This is a genomic window from Streptomyces sp. NPDC057137, assembly GCF_042670825.1.
Classification (GTDB): domain Bacteria; phylum Actinomycetota; class Actinomycetes; order Streptomycetales; family Streptomycetaceae; genus Streptomyces.
On the sequence record NZ_JBHUUW010000085.1, the window covers coordinates 1 to 16,809 of the forward strand.

Sequence of the window (16,809 nt, forward strand, 5' to 3'; positions counted from 1 at the left end):
TAAATACTATCCCGGCGAATCGTAATCCGATGGGGCGGGAGCCCCCGTGCGGGGGTGGTAAAACCGCGGACCAACCGCCGGCGGCTCCCGGTCGGGCCACCCGCCGTACGGGGAGCCGCCGTTCGTGTCGCGTCCTAGTGGTGGCCGCGCTTCTCGCGCAGCGAGTGCAGGTGGTCCGCCGACTTCTGGGCGAACAGGATGGAGTCGACGGGGTTGTCGTGCTCCGCCTGCCAGTGGTGGTCCCTGCGGCCGTTGTGGGTCTTGTTCACGGCCGAGATGAACTTCTTGTAGTCGATGTCGCCGTCGCCGACGTCGACCATGTCGTAGCCGTCGCGCGCCTCCTCGTTCTTCACGCCGTCCTTGACGTGGAAGAGGGGGTAGCGGTCGGGCTGCTTGAGCACGTACTTCAGCGGGTCGAGAGGCGCGGGCCTGCCGTCGCCGGTCACGCTGAAGCGGTGCTTGGCGGCGAACGCCCAGTAGATGTCCATCTCCAGATAGACCAGCTTGGGGTCGGTCTCCGCGAGCAGGACGTCGTAGAGGCGGACGCCCGGCTGGTCGCTCGCGAAGGAGAACTCCTCGGCGTGGTTGTGCTGGTAGAACTTCATGCCGCGCTTGCGGGCGGCGGCGCCGTAGGTGTTGAAGTCCTCGGCCGCCTTCTTCCAGGCGTCGACGGTGTCGCCGTGGCGCCAGGGGCCCGACGCGGTGCCGATGTGGTCGAGGCCGAGCGCCTGGGCGTCGTCCAGCACCTTCTCCAGGTTCTGGGCGAAGCTGTACGCGTCGGGGTTGTTGTCGTCGGCGTAGTTGACGTGGCTGCCGATCGGACGCAGACCGTGGTTCCTGGCCAGCTTGCGGAGCTGGGGGATGGTGATGGCCCCGGCGTTGCCCTGGGTGTAGCCCGCGTACTCGATCTCGTCGTAGCCGAAGCGCTCCAGCTCCTCGAAGACCTTCGCGAAGCCGAGCGAGTTGACCTTGTCACGCAGCGAGTAGAGCTGTATGCCGAGGTGGCCCGGGGTGAGGACGGGCTCGGTCTTGCCGTGGCCGTGTCCGTTCCCGTGGCCGTGACCACGGCCGCGCTCGCCCGCGGCGGCGGGGGTGGCCGCCGAGAGGCCGAGGATGGCGGCGGCACCGGTGCCCGCGGCCACACCCAGCATGTTGCGCCGGCTGAGCTTGGCTGCCAGCTCCGGGTCGACTGACTTCTTGCGGCTCATGCGTGGAACTCCTTAGATCAGTGCAGTCCTGCGAGATTGAGGAGCAGGGATTTCACGTCGGTGGCCTCGGTACGGCCGGTGACGGCTTCGGGGGTGGAGCAGAGGATGAGCGGACCTTCGTCGTCGCTCGTGGGAAGGCGGCCGTGACTGCCGCGGATGGGTGAGGGGTCCAGGGGGACGACCGCGAGCCGGTAGCGCATGCCCAACTTCTTGCGGGCGATGGCCTTGGCCGCCTTGACCTTCACGTACGGGTCGAGGGGGTCCATGAACAGCTCGACGGGGTCGTAGCCCGGCTTGCGGTGGATCTCGACCAGCTGGGCGAAGTCGGGCGCCTTGGCGTCGTCGAGCCAGTAGTAGTACGTGAACCAGGCGTCGGGTTCGGCGACGGCGACCAGTTCGCCGGAGCGCGGGTGGTCGAGGCCGTAGTTCTTCTTGCCCTCGTCGTCCAGAATCTCCTCGATGCCCTTGAGGTCCTTCAGCGCCTCGCGGGTCGCGTCCAGGTCCTCGGGGCGGCGCACGTAGATGTGCGAGATCTGGTGGTCGGAGACGGCGAAGGCGCGTGACGCCATCGGGTCCAGATACTCCATGCCGTCCTGGGTGTGGACCTCCAGGAGTCCGGCGCGGCGCAGGGCCCGGTTGATGTCGACGGGCCGCGAGACGTTGGTGATGCCGTACTCGGAGAGGGCGACGACGGTACGGCCTTCGGCGCGCGCGTCGTCCAGCAGCGGGCCGACCGCCGCGTCGAGGTCGCGGGCCGCCTGGTGGGAGCGGGGGTCGTCGGGGCCGTAGCGCTGGAGGTCGTAGTCCAGGTGCGGGAGGTAGCACAGCGCCAGGTCGGGGTGGCGGGTGTCGATGATGTGGCGGGTGGCGTCGATGATCCACTGCGAGGAGACGAGGTCGGCGCCGGGGCCCCAGAAGTGGAAGAGGGGGAACGTGCCGAGTTTGTCGTGCAGTTCGTCGTGCAGGGCCGGCGGCCGGGTGTAGCAGTCCGGCTCCTTGCGGCCGTCCGCGTAGTACACGGGGCGGGGCGTGACGGTGTAGTCGGTGTCGGCGCCCATCGCGTACCACCAGCAGATGTTGGCGACGGTGTAGCCGGGGTACGCGCGGCGGGCCGCGTCCCAGAGCTTGTCGCCGGAGACCAGTCCGTTGTGCTGGCGCCACAGCAGGACGTCGCCCAGTTCGCGGAAGTACCAGCCGTTGCCGACGATGCCGTGCTCGGACGGCAGGGTGCCGGTGAGGAACGTGGACTGCGCGCTGCAGGTGACGGCGGGCAGCACGGTGGTCAGCGGGCTCTGCGAGCCCGCGGCGGCCAGCTTCTTGAGGTTCGGCATGAACGCCAGGAGCTGGGGCGTGAGTCCGACCACGTCCAGGACGAGGAGGGGCGTGGGGCGCGCGGGGGCCCCGGCGGCCTCGGTGGCCTCGGTGGCCTTCGCGGTCGGCTCGGGGGTGGGGTCGGCGGTCATGGCAGCTCCTTGAGACCCAGGTCGACCAGGAGGTCGCGGGCCAGCGTCAGTTCGGCGGCGATGCCCTCGGCGAGCCGGCCGCGTGAGCGGGGGCGCAGCTCGGGCGGGAGCGCCTGCCAGGTGTACGTCTCGACCTCCAGGTGGCGGGTCAGCGGTTCGGCGCCGCCGACGAGCAGGGCGAGGGTGTCCTGGAGTACGGGGAGGGTCGAGGTGAGGGGCGGGGCGGGGGGTGCGTGCAGGGGTACGTGGAAGTGCGAGCGCCAGGGGGCGCCGTCGGGCAGCGCCTCGCCGGCCAGTGCCTCTTCGAGGTCGTCGGTGCCGCGCAGGCCGGCCGCCGTGCGGGTACGGGTCTGGTGCAGGAAGCGCGGTTCGGCGAAGGCGGCCAGCGCGTCGCGCACCTCGGGCAGATGGGGGTGCTCGGCGTGCAGCGCGGCGGAGAGCTGGGCCTTGGGGATGGTGACACCGGCGTCGGCGAGTGCCCCGAGCGCGGTGGCCGGGTCCTCGAAGGACGTGGCGAGATGGCAGGTGTCCACACAGATGCCGATACGGGCGCTGGCGACGTCGGTGAGCGGTCCGATCGCGTCGGCGGTGGTCTCGACGGTGCAGCCGGGCTCGGGTTCGAGCGCGATCCGGATGGACTTGCCGGTCAACTCCTCCAGCGCGTCGAGCCGTTCGGCGAGGGTGGTGAGGGCGGCGTGGGCGGTGCGGGCCGCGGCGTCGTCGAAGGCGGTGCGCCAGGCGAGCGGCAGAGTCGAGACGGAGCCCTCGGTGACATCGTCGGGCAGCAGAGAGGCGAGGAGGCGGGCGAGGTCGGTGGTGTGGGCCAGGCGCTCGGGGTCGGCCCAGTCCGGCTTGTAGACCCGGTACTTGACCTCTTCGGCGCCGAAGCCCTCGTACGGGAATCCGTTGAGGGTGACGACCTCCAGGCCGCGCCGCTCCAACTCGCCCTTCAGACCGCGCAGTTGGGCGGGGTCGTTGATGAGGGAGCGGGCCGCGCCCTTGGCGAGCCAGAGGCCGATGCCCAGGCGGTCGCGGCCGAGGCGCTTGCGTACCGGCTCGCAGTGGTCGCGCAGTTGGGCCAGTACGCCTTCGAGGGTCTCGGCGGGGTGGACGTTCGTGCAGTACGAGAGATGGACGGTGGAGCCGTCGGGGTGGCGGAAGCGCATGGCTCACTCACCGCCGCGAAGGATGGAGTTCCCCTCGTGCAGGGCTTCCGGCGCGGGGACGTCGAGCTGGAGTCTGCCGCTGAGGCCGTAGAACTCGACGGGGTTGCGCCAGAGCACCTTGTCGACGTCGTCCTCGGAGAAGCCGGCGGCGAGCATGGCGTCGGCGACCTTGCGGGTCTTGAGCGGGTCGCTCTTGCCCCAGTCGGCGGCGGAGTTGACGAGGACCCGGTCGGTGCCGTGGGAGCGCAGCACGGAGACCATCCGGTCCTCGTCCATCTTGGTGTCGGGGTAGATGGAGAAGCCCAGCCAACTGCCCGACTCCGCCGCGTCCTTGACGGTCGTCTCGTTGAGGTGGTCGAGCAGGACGTGCTCGGGGTCGAGATTCGACTCGGCGACGACGTCGATGGTGCGGCGCAGACCGGTCAGCTTGTCGCGGTGCGGGGTGTGGACCATCGCGGGCAGCGCGTACTCGGCGGCGAGCTGGAGCTGGGTGGCGAGCGCGACGTCCTCGGCGGGGGTCATGGAGTCGTAGCCGATCTCGCCGACGGCGACGACGCCGTCCTTGACGAGGTAGCGGGGCAGTTCCTCCAGGACGGGCGTACAGCGCGGGTCGTTCGCCTCTTTGGGGTTGAGGGCGAGCGTGCAGTGGTGCGCGATGCCGTACTGCGCGGCGCGGAACGGCTCCCAGCCGAGCAGCGCGTCGAAGTAGTCGTAGAAGCTGGCGGGCGACGTGCGGGGCTGGCCGAGCCAGAAGGACGGCTCGACGAGCGCACGGACTCCGGAGGCGTACATGGCCTGGTAGTCGTCCGTGGTGCGGGAGGTCATGTGGATGTGGGGGTCGAAGATACGCATCAGGACTCCTCGCCGGTCATGTTCAGTACACGGTGCAGGTCTGGGGGGACCGACCGTCCGGCCGCGGTGCGCTCCGACGCGAAGTCGGCGAGCATCCGGGCGAGTTCGGCATCGCCGTGGGCGCGGCGTTCCGCGCCGGCGACGGCGGCGACGGGCACGCCGGTGAAGAGGCACTTCAGTACGGCGTGCCGCCAGGCGTGCGGGTCGAGATGGTCGGCGGCGTACGGGCCGACGGCCGCCTCGACGATCGTGGTGTCGTTGGTGCGCAGGGCGTCCTCGACGAGTGGCAGGGCCTCGGGGCCGGGCACGAGGTGCGGCAGGGCGAGGAGTACGGCGCGGCGCTCGGCGGCGGCGCCCTGCTGGTAGAGGCGGGTGAGGGTGCTGACGTCGGCGGCGGCGCGGCGCAGGAGCAGGGTGCGGACGGCGTCGGCGTTCTCCTGACCGCAGTGGCGGCCGGCGGCGGCGAAGCGCAGTTCCCAGCGCCGGCGGGCAACGTTGTCGTCCTTCTCGGCCGCTTCGGCGAGTGCCTGGTCCAGCCAGGCGACGGCCGTCGCGTCCAGGCGTGCGTCGATCTCCTCACGGTTCATGCCGGTGCTCCCGTCGAGCGCAGGAAGTCCAGGGAGGTGCGGGCCATCTCGGGCCCGGCGTGCGAGTGGCGGGGCAACTCCACGACGGTCAGGCCCTGGTAGCCGGTGGCGTCGAGCGCGGCCAGGACGGGCGGGAAGTCGATCTCGCCGTCGCCGAAGGGCAGATGCTCGTGCACGCCGCGTCGCATGTCCTCGATCTGTACGTGGCGCAGCCACGGGCCGGCGTCGCGGACGCAGTCGGCGGGCGGTGCCGGTTCCAGGCACTGGCAGTGGCCGATGTCGAGGGTGAGGCCGAGGGGTTCGGGGTCGCCGAGGAGCTTTCTGAGGTGGTGGAAGCCCGCGATGTCGGCGAGGAGATGGCCTGGTTCGGGCTCGATGGCGACGGGGACACCGGCGGCCTGGGCGGCGTCGATGACCGGGGTGATCGACTCCTCCAGCCGCTTCCAGGCGGTGTCCGGGTCGGTGCCGTCGGGGGTGATGCCGCTGAAGCAGTGCACGGCGTGCGCGCCGAGGTCGGCGGCGACCCGCACGGCGGTGACGAGCAGCGCGGTCCGGGCGGCGCGGCCCTCCGGATCGGGGTCGAGGAGGGTGGGCCCGTGCTTACGGCGCGGGTCGAGCACGTAGCGGGCGCCGGTCTCGACGGTGACGCCGAGGCCGAGTTCCGTCAGCCGCGCGGCCACTTTGCTTGTGCGGGCGGCGAGTTCGGGGGCGAGCGGGTCGAGATGCATATGGTCGAGGGTCAGCCCGACCCCGTCGTACCCGAGGTCCGCGAGCAGCCCGAGGGCGTCGTCCAGACGCAGATCGGTGAGCCCGTTGGTGCCGTATCCGTAGCGGATGGTCATGTCACACTCACCTTTTTCGCGAGCTTCCTGGCCAGCGGTACGAGCCCCATGACGGCGAGCCCGACCGCCGGAGCCCCACCGCGCGCCGCGAGCGCGGCCTGGAAGGGGATCATGGCCCGGATCCCCCCGCCGACGGCGCGCTGCGTGAGCTGCGGGGACGGATTGAGCGCGGCATGCAGATAGGGCCGCCCGGCGGTCACGACGAAGGCGGCGGCGAGCGCGGGCCCGAGAAGCCCGCCCAGGCCGTCACCACGGTGCCGCCCGACGACCCCACCGAGCACCCCGGTGACGGCGAGCGCGGCCAGGGGCGCCCCGACGGACCCGCCGTACACCTCTCGTCGGGAGACGGTGGTGACGGCGAGGGTATGCACGCCGAGGAGCGCGGCGGGCAGGAGCGCGCCACGCGGCACGGACCGGCTGCCGGTGCCCCCGTGCCACGGGAGTGTCGCCGGGCGCGGGCCCACCGGCCCGGCGAGCTTGCTCGCCAAAGCCTCCACCGGCGTCCGAACGGGACCGGCCCCCGCACCGCGCGGCGCGGCCGAGCCGGTGGCCTTGGCCGCCAGAGCGTCAAGCGGGGCGATGAACGACGGGGTCGTACGGCTTTGGCCGCCGGTCGACCCGGCGAGCTTGCTCGCCAAAGCCTCCACCGGCGTCCGAACGGGACCGGCTGCCGTGCCGTGCGGCACGACCGGGCCACCGGCCCACGCCGACAGCCGGGCGACCACGGCGCGCCCTTCTGGCGCCGCCGAACGGCTCGCCGGGCCGCCCGCCCAGGCCGACAGCCGGGCGAACACGCCCCTCCGCGCGGGCGGCGGTGAGAAGCGGACCGTCGAACGGGCCACCGAACCGGCGGCCTTGGCCGCCAGGGCGCCTACCGGGCCGGTCACCGGCGGGGCCGCGCGGCGGCCGGTGGCGGCAGGCTTGGTCGGCGCCGCGCCGATCGCCGACCGCGTCGCCGTCGCCCCGAGCAGGACATCCAACGCCCGCGCCGCGCCCATCGCCGCCGGGCCCGCCGCCGTGTGCTTAAGGCGGAGGTCGTACGCCCAGACCGTCGCCGCGAGCGCCGTGCTCAGGGCCAGGGCCGGGCGGCCGGCGCGGGAGGCCAGGAGGAGGCCGGTGGCCGTGAGGCCGCCCGCCGCCGCCAACGCCGCGTTCGGGGTGATGCGGCCCGAGGGGATCGGACGGTGCGGGCGCTCCACGGCGTCCTCGTCGCGGTCCGCCCAGTCGTTGAGCGCCATCCCCGCCTCGTACAGGCACAGGGACGCGCCGACGGCGAGCGCGGTGCCGCGGTTGGGGCGGACTCCGGCGGACGCCGCGCCGGCCAGGGCGTCGCCCGGGACCGTGAACAGCGCGGACACCCGCAGGAGTTCGGCCCAGGCGCGCAGGTCCTGTCCGGCGGATGTTCGGGGATCAGCCCGGGGCGGCTGGTGCGGTGCATCGCAAGGCGGAGGATCGGTCTCGTACTGGACGTACTTGGCCGACTCCGACAACGCGGCGAGGTGCCGTACCAGACGCCCCGGGCCCCCGAAGATCCGCCGGACAGGACCTGGCGTCACTTGCTCTCCTTCAGACGCTCGGCGAAGGAGAGGAGCGCGTCGAACTGTTCGGCCAGCGCGGCGGGTCCGCCGTCCGGGTCCTTGAAGTAGAAGCCCAGTTCGGGCAGCGGTCCGGTCAGTCCGGCCTCGTGGGCGCGGGAGACCAGTCGGGCCAGGTCCAGGACGAGCGGCGCGGCGAGCGCCGAGTCGCAGCCCTGCCAGATGGTCTGCAGGATCATGCGGGAGCCGAGGAACCCGTCGAACGCGATGTGGTCCCACGCGGTCTTCCACTCGCCGAGTGCGGGCACGTCGTCGATGTGCACCTCGCCCTCGGGCGCGATCCCGAGCGTGTCGGCGAGGACCCGCTCCTTGCCCGCGTTCTTGGCGGCCGCGGCCGCCGGGTCGGCCAGCGCCGCTCCGTCCCCGCCGCCCAGCAGGTTGGTGCCCGACCAGGCCCTGACGTCGAGGGCGCGCTGGACGAACATCGGGGCGAGCACGGAACGGAGCAGCGTCTGGCCTGTCTTGCCGTCGCGGCCCGCGTGGGGAAGTCCGCTGGTCGAGACGGCGTCCGCGAGGGCCGCGCTGCGCAGCCCGGTCGACGGGGTGAAGTTGACGTACGGGCAGCCGGCCTTGAGGGCCGCCGCCGCGTAGAGGGAGCTGGCCGGCAGCCGCGGGTCGTCCGCGGCGGGCTCGGGCTCGGTGGAGGAGACGTTGACGACGACGGCGCGCGCGACGCCGGTGCGCCGGACGAACGCGGTGATGTCGTCGGCGAACGCGGCGATCAGTTCGTCGTCGTCGCGGGTGTCGCCTGGCATCGGCCCGCCGAGGCGGATCTCCGCGTCGGCCGCTTCGAGTTCCGCGGCGATCGTGTTGGGCAGACCGTGCGGCAGGACTCCCGCCGCGGTGAGCGCCTCGGCCCGTTTGGGCAGGGGGCAGCTCGCCGTGTCGTGGCCGCCGAAGACCAGTGAGGAGAGTGCCGGGAGGCCGGACTCCGCGAAGGGCGGGGTCTCGGCGACCATGCCGGTCGCGGGGTGGAGCCCGGCGACGACCGCCGCGCATCCCGCTACGGCCGTGGTCGCGACGGAGCCGCGTGCTCCGACGAACCAGACTCCGGTACGTCCTGCAGTCGAATCGTTGGTGGTCACGGGCTGCCTCCCTGCCGGGTGGGTGTGTTGGTGGACGGCGGGCGGGGGGTACGGCGCCTCCCCGCCCGCCGCCGGCTGGCGGCCGGCCTCCTGGTGGGTGGCCAGGAGGCCGGGTGGCGCTCCTAGCCGGTGCTAGGAGGCCAGTTCCTTCAGTTGGATGTTGCGGAACGCGACCTGATCGTCGGCACCATGATTCTGGATGCCGAAGTAGCCGTCCTTCAGGCTGCGCGCCGGGTCGGTGTTGGTGAAGTCGTTGATCTTGACTCCGTTGAGGATGACCTGGACCCGTTCACCCTGGACCTTGATCTCGTAGCTGTTCCACTGGCCCGGAGGCCGCAGAACCTGGTCCCTGGCCTTGATGTTGGCCGACTTGAAGGTGTAGATCGCACCGGTGGTGCGGTCCGCCGCGTCCGAGGCGTCGATCTGGATCTCATAGCCGTTGTTGACGGCCGACCAGGGATCGTCGGAGGCCGGGAAGCCGATGAAGACACCGGAGTTGTCGTCCCCGTCCATCTTCCAGTCCATCTTCAGCGAGTACGCGCCGAGGGACTTGGGCTGGTACCACAGCATGCCCATGCCGCCCTCGGTGTGCAGCTCGCCGCCGCCGATGTTGAACTTGCCCGGTCCGGCCTGCTTCCAGCCTTCCAGGGTCTTCCCGTTGAAGATGTCCCGGTAGCCGGTGTCGGGCTTGCAGTCGGCCTTCACCTGGCCGGCCGCGTAGCGCAGACCGCCCAGCAGGTGCTCGCGGAAGGCCGGCTCGGCGTACGACTCCTTGGTGTGGCCGCCGCCGGTGTAGAAGGACCGGCCGCCCTCGTACGTCTGGCACCAGGCGATCGGGTGGTCGCCCTTCATGGTGCCGCCCTGGTAGGTCGTCTCGTCGAGGGTGGCGAGGACCTTCACGTTCGAGCGGGGGTTGTCACGGTAGTTGTACCACTCGTCCGTGCGCTGCCACTCGTCGTCCAGGTGGGCGGTGGCGGGGTTGGTCTTGTCCTCGACCCGCACGGTGGCCGGCTGGATCTGCGGGTGGCCGGAGAAGTACGCGCCGACCAGCTTGCCGTAGTAGGCCCAGTCGTACTCGGTGTCCGACGCGGCGTGCACGCCCATGTAGGCGCCGCCGGTGGAGATGTAGTACTCGAAGGCCTTCTGCTGCTCGGGGTTGAGGACGTCACCGGTGGTGGACAGGAAGACCACCGCGTCGTACCGGGCGAGGTTGTTGGTGGTGAACTGCGCCCCGGTCTCGGTGGCGTCGATCGTGATGTTGCTGGTCTTGCCCAGCTCCTTCAGCGCCGCGATCCCCTCCGGGATGGCGTCGTGGCGGAACCCGGCGGTCTTGGAGAAGACGAGGACCCGCTTCTCGGTCTTGCCGGCGGCCTTGTCGCTGATCTCGAAGTCGTCGAGGTCGTAGAGCGCGCCCTCGCCGCCCTTGAAGACGAGGAACAGTTCCGTGGTGGCCTTGGGCACCGACCGCAGCGGTACGTCGATGTCCTGGAAGGTGTCCCAGCTGCCGGTCACCGGTATCGGCGCGGAGCCGAGGAGCTTGCCGGTGGCGGAGCCCGTACGTACTTCGAGGAATCCGCCCGAGCCGCCGGAGGAGACCCGCGCGGTCAGGGTCTTGGACCCGGTCAGGTTGTACGGCTTGAAGGAGATCCAGTCGTCGTTGCTGATGTCGCCGACGGTCTTGCCGCCGTTGGCCGAGGCCTTGTCGTACGTCTTGATGCCCGACTGGTCGGTGAAGTGCTCGGCCTGCCGGTGGCGGGGCTGGAGCTGCACCTGGTCGTGCGTGGTGAGCGCCGCCTGGCCGCCGCCTCCGCCGTCGGTGTACTCGGCGTCGAGGACTCCGAAGATGTCGGCGTTGGGGTCGTGCTCGCCGTCCGCCGGGGCGGTGATGGTGCCTTCGCAGCCCTTGGCCGAGGTGATCGGGTGGCCGTGGCTGTCGTGGCCGAGCACGTAGTTGACGGTGACCTTGGCGCAGTCGATCGGACCGGCAGCGCCGTCTTCGGGATCGGTGACCGTGACCTTGAAGGGCAGCGTGTCGCCGAACTTGAAGAGGGCGCCGTCCGCGGGCACGGTGAGCGTCACCTTGGGCGCGGTGTTGCCGACGACGACCCGTACGGAGGCGGTGCCGGTGTGACCCTTGGGGTCGGTCGCGGTCAGCGTCGCCGTGTAGGTGCCGTTCTTCTTGTACGCGTAGCTCGGGTTGGGCTCGGTGGACTTGCCGCCGTCGCCGAAGTCCCAGGCGTAGGTGATCTCGTCGCCGTCCGCGTCCGTGCTGCCCGCGGAGGAGAAGGTCGTCCGCAGCGGCGCCTTGCCGGAGGTCTTGCTCGCGGCGGCCACGGCGACCGGGGCACGGCCGTCGGCGATGTTCTCGATGCGGTAGACCGCCGAGTTCTCGTCGCCGCCGAACCAGGCACGGCCGTAGTCGAGTACGTAGAGCGCGCCGTCGGGGCCGAACTCCATGTCCATGACCTGGGTGCCGGTCCACGGGAAGTCGTGGATGGCGGTGACGGTGCCGTCCGCCTCCTTCTCGATGCGCTTGATCCACTCACGGCCGAACTCGCCGGCGAAGAAGTCGCCGTCGTACTCCTCGGGGAACTTCGCCGGGGAGTCGAGCTCCGGGTCGAAGTTGTAGACCGGTCCGCCCATCGGGGACTCGGAGCCGTCGCCGAACTCGGGGACGTTGTTGCCGTTGTACGGGATCCAGGCGGCCTGGGCCGGCGGGAGGTCGGTGATACCCGTGTTGTGCGGCGAGTCGTTCTTGGGCGCCGCGCAGTCGAAGGCCGGGCCCGCGGTGTTGGTCGCGAAGTCGTAGTCGCGGTAGGCGTCGTTGTCGCCGGTGCAGAAGGGCCAGCCGAAGTTGCCGGCCTCCGTCATCCGGGCGAACTCGACCTGGCCGGCCGGGCCGCGGGTCTCGGACGCCGCGCCCGCGTCGGGGCCGTACTCACCGACGTAGACGATGCCGGTCTTCTGGTCGACGTTGATACGGAACGGGTTGCGGAACCCCATCCCGTAGATCTCGGGGCGGGTCTTGGCGGTGCCGGGGGCGAAGAGGTTGCCCTCGGGGACGGTGTACGAACCGTCCTCGGCGACCTTGATCCGCAGGACCTTGCCGCGCAGGTCGTTGGAGTTGCCCGAGGAACGCCGGGCGTCGAAGGCCGGGTTGCGGTTCGGGCGTTCGTCGATCGGCGTGTAGCCGTCGGAGGCGAAGGGGTTGGTGTCGTCACCCGTCGACAGGTAGAGGTTGCCGTCGGCGTCGAAGGCGATGTCACCGCCGACGTGGCAGCAGAGACCGCGGTTGGTCTCGATGTCGAGGACCTTCTTCTCGCTGGCCTTGTCGAGGGTGCCGTCCTCGTTCAGCGTGAAGCGGGAGAGCCGGTTGTACCCGTCGAAGGGGGCGAAGTCGGCAGCCGTGCCCGTCTCGGGTGCGTCACCGGCGGGGGTGTCGAGCACCGGGGAGTAGTAGAGGTAGATCGCGCGGTTCTCCGCGAAGTCGGGGTCGATCCCGACGCCTTGGAGACCTTCCTCGTCGTGCGTGTACACGTCGAGCTTGCCCGCGACCTTGGTGTCGCCGGCGGCGTCGGTTATCCGCAGTGTGCCGTCGCGCGAGGTGTGCAGGACCTGGCGGTCCGGCAGGACGGCGAGCGACATGGGCTCGCCGACCTCGTCGGCGCCCTTGGCGAGGGCGACCTGCTGGAAGGTGTCGTCCGTCGGGTGCGGGTCGTCCGGGTGGGCGGCGGCGGGGACGGCGGAGACGAGGCCGGCGATGAGGGCACCGGCCATGAGTGCGAGGAGGGATCTGGATCTATGACGTCTTCTGGGCACGAAAGTCCTCCAGGGGTGGGGCTGTTCGTACGTGCGGGTGTCGGGGGACGCCGAAGGCGCCGCTCCCGACGTGCTGGGATACGTCCTGTTTCAGCAACGTGTCCCCTACATCTCGCTGGACGTTAGCCCGGTTGGTCCGCGCCGGAAAGACCTTGCGCAGCAATTGGGTTCAACTTTTTCCCGGGAGAGGACAAAGGCAGAAATGGCAGACCGGACGGCCCGGCGGTGGTTGCTGGCCACCGCCGGGCACGTCCCTGTCACCGCACCGCGCCAACTACGTAGGCCCCTCCTTGAGTTGGATGTTCCGATAGGAGACCTGGTCGTCGGCGCCGTGGTTCTGCAGGCCGATGTAGCCGTCCTTCAGACTCCTGGCCGGGTCGGTGTTGGTGAAGTCGTTGATCACGACCCCGTTGAGGAAGACCTGGAGGCGTTCCCCGTCGACCCTCAGCTCGTAGCTGTTCCACTCACCCGGCGGCTTGAGCGCCTTGTCCCGCGCCTCGATGTCGGCGGCCTGGAATCCGTACACCGATCCCGTGGTGCGGTCGTCGGCGTCGGTGGCGTCGATCTGGACCTCGTAGCCGTTGTTCACGGCCGAGTTGACGTCGTCGGAGGCCGGGAAGCCCACGAAGACACCCGAGTTGTCGTCGCCGTCCATCTTCCAGTCGAGCTTGACCGAGTACGAGGACAGTTCCTTCGCCTCGTACCAGAGCAGGCCCATGCCGCCCTCGGAGCGCAGTTCACCGTCGACGACCGCGAACCGACCCGGTCCGGCCTGCTTCCAGCCGTCCAGCGTCCTGCCGTCGAAGATGGACGTGTACCCGGGGTCGGGGTCGGGGTCCGGGCCGGGGTCGGTGCCGCCGGCCGGTGTGCAGTCGGCCTCGACCTGCCCGGTGGCGTACTTCAGTCCGCCGAGCAGATGGTCGCGGAAGGCCGGTTCGGCGTACGACTCCTTGGTGTGGCCGCCCCCGGTGTAGAAGGACCGGCCGCCCTCGTACGTCTGGCACCAGGCGATCGGGTGGTCGCCGCCCATGTTGCCGCCCTCGTAGCTCGACTCGTCCAGCGAGGCGAGTACACGGGCCTGTTCACGGGGGTTGGTGCGGTAGTTGTACCACTCGTCCGTACGGTCCCAGGTGTCCTCCAGATGGGCCGTGGCCGGGTGCTCGTGGTCCTCGACCTTCACCGTGGCGGGCTGGATCGCCGGATGGGAGTCGAAGTAGGCCCCCACCAGGCCGCCGTAGAACTCCCACTCGTACTCGGTGTCGGCGGCGGCGTGGATGCCCAGGTAGCCGCCTCCGCCGGCGACGTACTCCTCGAACGCCGTCTGCTGCTCGGCGTTCAGCACGTCACCGGTGGTGGAGAGGAACGCCACCGCGTCGTAGTTCGCCAGGTTCTCGGCCGTGAACGCGCCCGCGTCCTCGGTGGACTCGACGGTGATCTCGGTGGACTCCCCCAGCTCCTTCAGGGCCGCTGTGCCGGCCTCGATGGAGTCGTGCCGGAAGCCCGCCGTCTTGGAGAAGACCAGGACACGCTCACCCGCCGCGGCGGGTGCCTCCCCGGTGATCTCGAAGTCGTCCACGTCGAAGAGGTCACCCTCGCCGCCCTTGAAGGTCAGGACGAGGTCGGTCGTCTCCGCCGGGGCACCGGTCAGGGGCACCTCGACGTCCTCGAACGTCGTCCAGCCGCCGGTGGCGGGTACCTCGGCCGAGCCGAGGACCGTACCGTCGGCCGCGCCCGCCCGTACCTCCAGGGTGCCGCCGGCGCCGCCGGACGAGACCCGGGCGGTGAGCTTGGCCGCGCCCGCCAGGTGGTACGGCTCGAAGGAGATCCAGTCGCCGTTCGAGATGGAGCCGACGGTCTTGCCGCCGTTGGCGCCCTCCCGGTCCGTCACGGTGGTGCCGGACTGGTCGTTGGCGTGCTCGGCCTGCCGGTGCCTCGGCTGGATCTCGGACTGGCCGTGACCGGTGAGCGCGGCCTGGCCGCCGCCCCCGCCGTCGGTGTACTCGGCGTCGATCACTCCGAAGATATTGGCGTTGGGATCGTGTTCGGCGTCGGCGGGCGCCGTGATGGTGCCCTCGCAGCCGGTCTTCGAGGTGATCGGGTGACCGTGGCTGTCATGGCCGAGGATGTAGCGGACGGTGACCTTGGAGCAGTCGATGTCCTCCCCGTCCTCCGGGTCGGTCACGGTGACCTTGAACGGCAGCTCGTCGCCGAAGTTGAACAGCGTGCCGGGCGCCGGGAGTTCCAGCTTCACCGTGGGTGCGGTGTTGCCGACGACGACCTGCACGGACGCGCTGCCGGTGAGTCCTCCCGGGTCCTTCGCGGTGACGGTCGCCGAGTAGGTACCGTTCTCCTCGAAGGTGTGGGTCGGGTTCGCCTCGGTGGAGGTTCCGCCGTCGCCGAAGTCCCAGGCGTACGTCAGCTCGTCACCGTCCGCGTCCGTGGTGCCCTCCGACGAGAAGGCCACCTCCATCGGTCCGGTGCCCGACGTCTTGTCGGCCGCCGCGACGGCGACGGGTGCGTAGCCCTCGGTGGCGTTCTCGATGCGGTAGAGCGCCGAGTTCTCGTCGCCGCCGAAGTAGCCGGTGCCGTAGTCCAGGACGTAGAGCGCGCCGTCGGGGCCGAACTCCTGGTCCATGACCTGCGTACCGGACCAGGGGAAGTCGTTGATCGACTCGACCGTCCCGTCGGCGCCCTGGTCGATGCGCTTGATCCACTTGCGGCCGAACTCGCCGGCGAAGAAGTTCCCGTCGTACTCCTCGGGGAACTTGACCTGCGAGTCGAGGTCCGCGTCGTAGTTGTAGACGGGACCGCCCATCGGGGACTCGGAGCCGTCGCCGAACTCCGGGACGCTGTTCCCGTTGTACGGGATCCAGGCGGCCTGGGACGGCGGCAGCTCGGTGAGGCCGGTGTTGTGCGGCGAGTCGTTCCTGGGCGCCGCGCAGTCGAAGGCCGCGCCGGAGGTGTTGGTGGCGAAGTCGAAGTCCTTGAAGGGCTCGTTGTCGCCGGTGCAGTACGGCCAGCCGAAGTTGCCCGCCTCGGTGACGCGGGCGAACTCGACCTGTCCGGCGGGTCCGCGGTCCGGATCGGCCGCGCCCGCGTCGGGACCGTAGTCACCGACGTAGACGACGCCCGTCTCCTTGTCGACGGAGATCCGGAACGGGTTGCGGAAGCCCATGGCGTAGATCTCGGGCTTCGTCTTCTCCGTGCCGGGGGCGAAGAGATTGCCCTCGGGGACGGTGTACGAGCCGTCGTCCGCGACCTTGATACGCAGCACCTTGCCGCGCAGGTCGTTGGAGTTGCCCGCCGAACGCCGGGCGTCGAACGCCGGGTTGCGGTTCGGGCGGTCGTCGATCGGCGTGTAGCCGTCGGAGGCGAACGGGTTGGTGTCGTCGCCCGTCGACAGGTAGAGGTTGCCGTCGGCGTCGAAGGCGATGTCACCGCCGACATGGCAGCAGGTGCCACGGGAGGCGGGGACGTCGAGGACCTTCTTCTCGCTGGCCTTGTCGAGGGTGCCGTCCTCGTTCAGCGTGAAGCGCGAGAGCCGGTTGACCCCGTCGAAGGGGGCGAAGTCGGCGGCGGTGCCCGTCTCGGGTGCGTCGCCGGCGGGGGTGTCGAGTTTGGGCGCGTAGTAGAGGTAGACGGCCCGGTTCTGGGCGAAGCCGGGGTCCACGCCGACTCCTTGCAGTCCTTCCTCGTCGTGGCTGTAGACGTCGAGGGTGCCGGACACCTTGGTGGTGCCGCCCTCGTCGGTGATACGCAGTGTGCCGTCGCGCGAGGTGTGCAGGACCTGGCGGTCGGGCAGCACCGCCAGGGTCATCGGCTCGCCTGCTTCTTCGGCGCCCTTGGCCAGGGTCACCTGCTGAAACGTGGGGGCGGCGGCCTGTCTTCCAGGGTCGGCGGCGTTGGCCGGCACGGCGCTGAGGGTCGACCCCGCGAGCAGGGCGCCGGTCAGCAGTGCGAGAAAGGATCGGCCTCTGGGACGTCGTTGACTGTGCACGAGAGTCCTCCGGAAATGCCTGTGTTACGTGCGGGTCCGAGGAGAAAAGGAGCGTGGGGCTCGCCTCGGGTGGGGGGATGGGGGGAGTGCTCGTCCAAGCACCCTTGTTCCCGCATCTGTTGCTCTCGGTCCGCTGTCTCGCCGGAGCGCGCCGTCGCACCGGTGATCAACATGTCCTGTACATCTCAGTGACCG

The 16,809-nt window shown here is 70.6% G+C and carries 10 protein-coding genes; all 10 read right to left on the reverse strand.

What is annotated here, in order from left to right; all coding sequences use genetic code 11:
• Positions 1-134 precede the first annotated feature (134 nt).
• Positions 135-1,208, reverse strand: a complete 1,074-nt coding sequence (locus ACFT9I_RS36245) for a sugar phosphate isomerase/epimerase family protein (protein WP_382571599.1) — start codon at positions 1,206-1,208, stop codon at positions 135-137.
• A gap of 17 nt (positions 1,209-1,225) precedes the next feature.
• Positions 1,226-2,671 (reverse strand): alkaline phosphatase family protein, encoded by a 1,446-nt coding sequence (locus tag ACFT9I_RS36250; protein WP_382571601.1) that lies wholly within the window; start codon positions 2,669-2,671, stop codon positions 1,226-1,228.
• Entirely contained in the window at positions 2,668-3,837 is a 1,170-nt protein-coding gene (gene eboE, locus ACFT9I_RS36255; protein WP_382571602.1) for a metabolite traffic protein EboE, read from the reverse strand. The genes ACFT9I_RS36250 and eboE overlap by 4 nt, the downstream gene beginning before the upstream one ends.
• 3 nt (positions 3,838-3,840) lie before the next feature.
• Positions 3,841-4,689 (reverse strand): TatD family hydrolase, encoded by an 849-nt coding sequence (locus ACFT9I_RS36260; protein WP_382571603.1) that lies wholly within the window; start codon positions 4,687-4,689, stop codon positions 3,841-3,843.
• Entirely contained in the window at positions 4,689-5,276 is a 588-nt protein-coding gene (locus ACFT9I_RS36265; protein ID WP_382571604.1) for an EboA domain-containing protein, read from the reverse strand. The genes ACFT9I_RS36260 and ACFT9I_RS36265 overlap by 1 nt, the downstream gene beginning before the upstream one ends.
• On the reverse strand, positions 5,273-6,118 hold the full coding sequence (locus ACFT9I_RS36270; protein ID WP_382571606.1) for a sugar phosphate isomerase/epimerase family protein: 846 nt from the start codon (positions 6,116-6,118) through the stop codon (positions 5,273-5,275). The genes ACFT9I_RS36265 and ACFT9I_RS36270 overlap by 4 nt, the downstream gene beginning before the upstream one ends.
• On the reverse strand, positions 6,115-7,674 hold the full coding sequence (locus ACFT9I_RS36275; protein WP_382571607.1) for a UbiA family prenyltransferase: 1,560 nt from the start codon (positions 7,672-7,674) through the stop codon (positions 6,115-6,117). Before ACFT9I_RS36275 ends, ACFT9I_RS36270 begins: the two co-directional genes overlap by 4 nt.
• Positions 7,671-8,798: an inositol-3-phosphate synthase gene (locus ACFT9I_RS36280; RefSeq protein WP_382571609.1), complete on the reverse strand. Its 1,128-nt coding sequence runs from the start codon at positions 8,796-8,798 to the stop codon at positions 7,671-7,673. Before ACFT9I_RS36280 ends, ACFT9I_RS36275 begins: the two co-directional genes overlap by 4 nt.
• 132 nt (positions 8,799-8,930) lie before the next feature.
• Positions 8,931-12,575 (reverse strand): ThuA domain-containing protein, encoded by a 3,645-nt coding sequence (locus tag ACFT9I_RS36285; RefSeq protein WP_382571611.1) that lies wholly within the window; start codon positions 12,573-12,575, stop codon positions 8,931-8,933.
• Between the two features lie 316 nt (positions 12,576-12,891).
• Positions 12,892-16,614, reverse strand: coding sequence for a ThuA domain-containing protein (locus tag ACFT9I_RS36290; protein ID WP_382571612.1), 3,723 nt, complete (start codon positions 16,612-16,614; stop codon positions 12,892-12,894).
• Positions 16,615-16,809 lie beyond the last annotated feature (195 nt).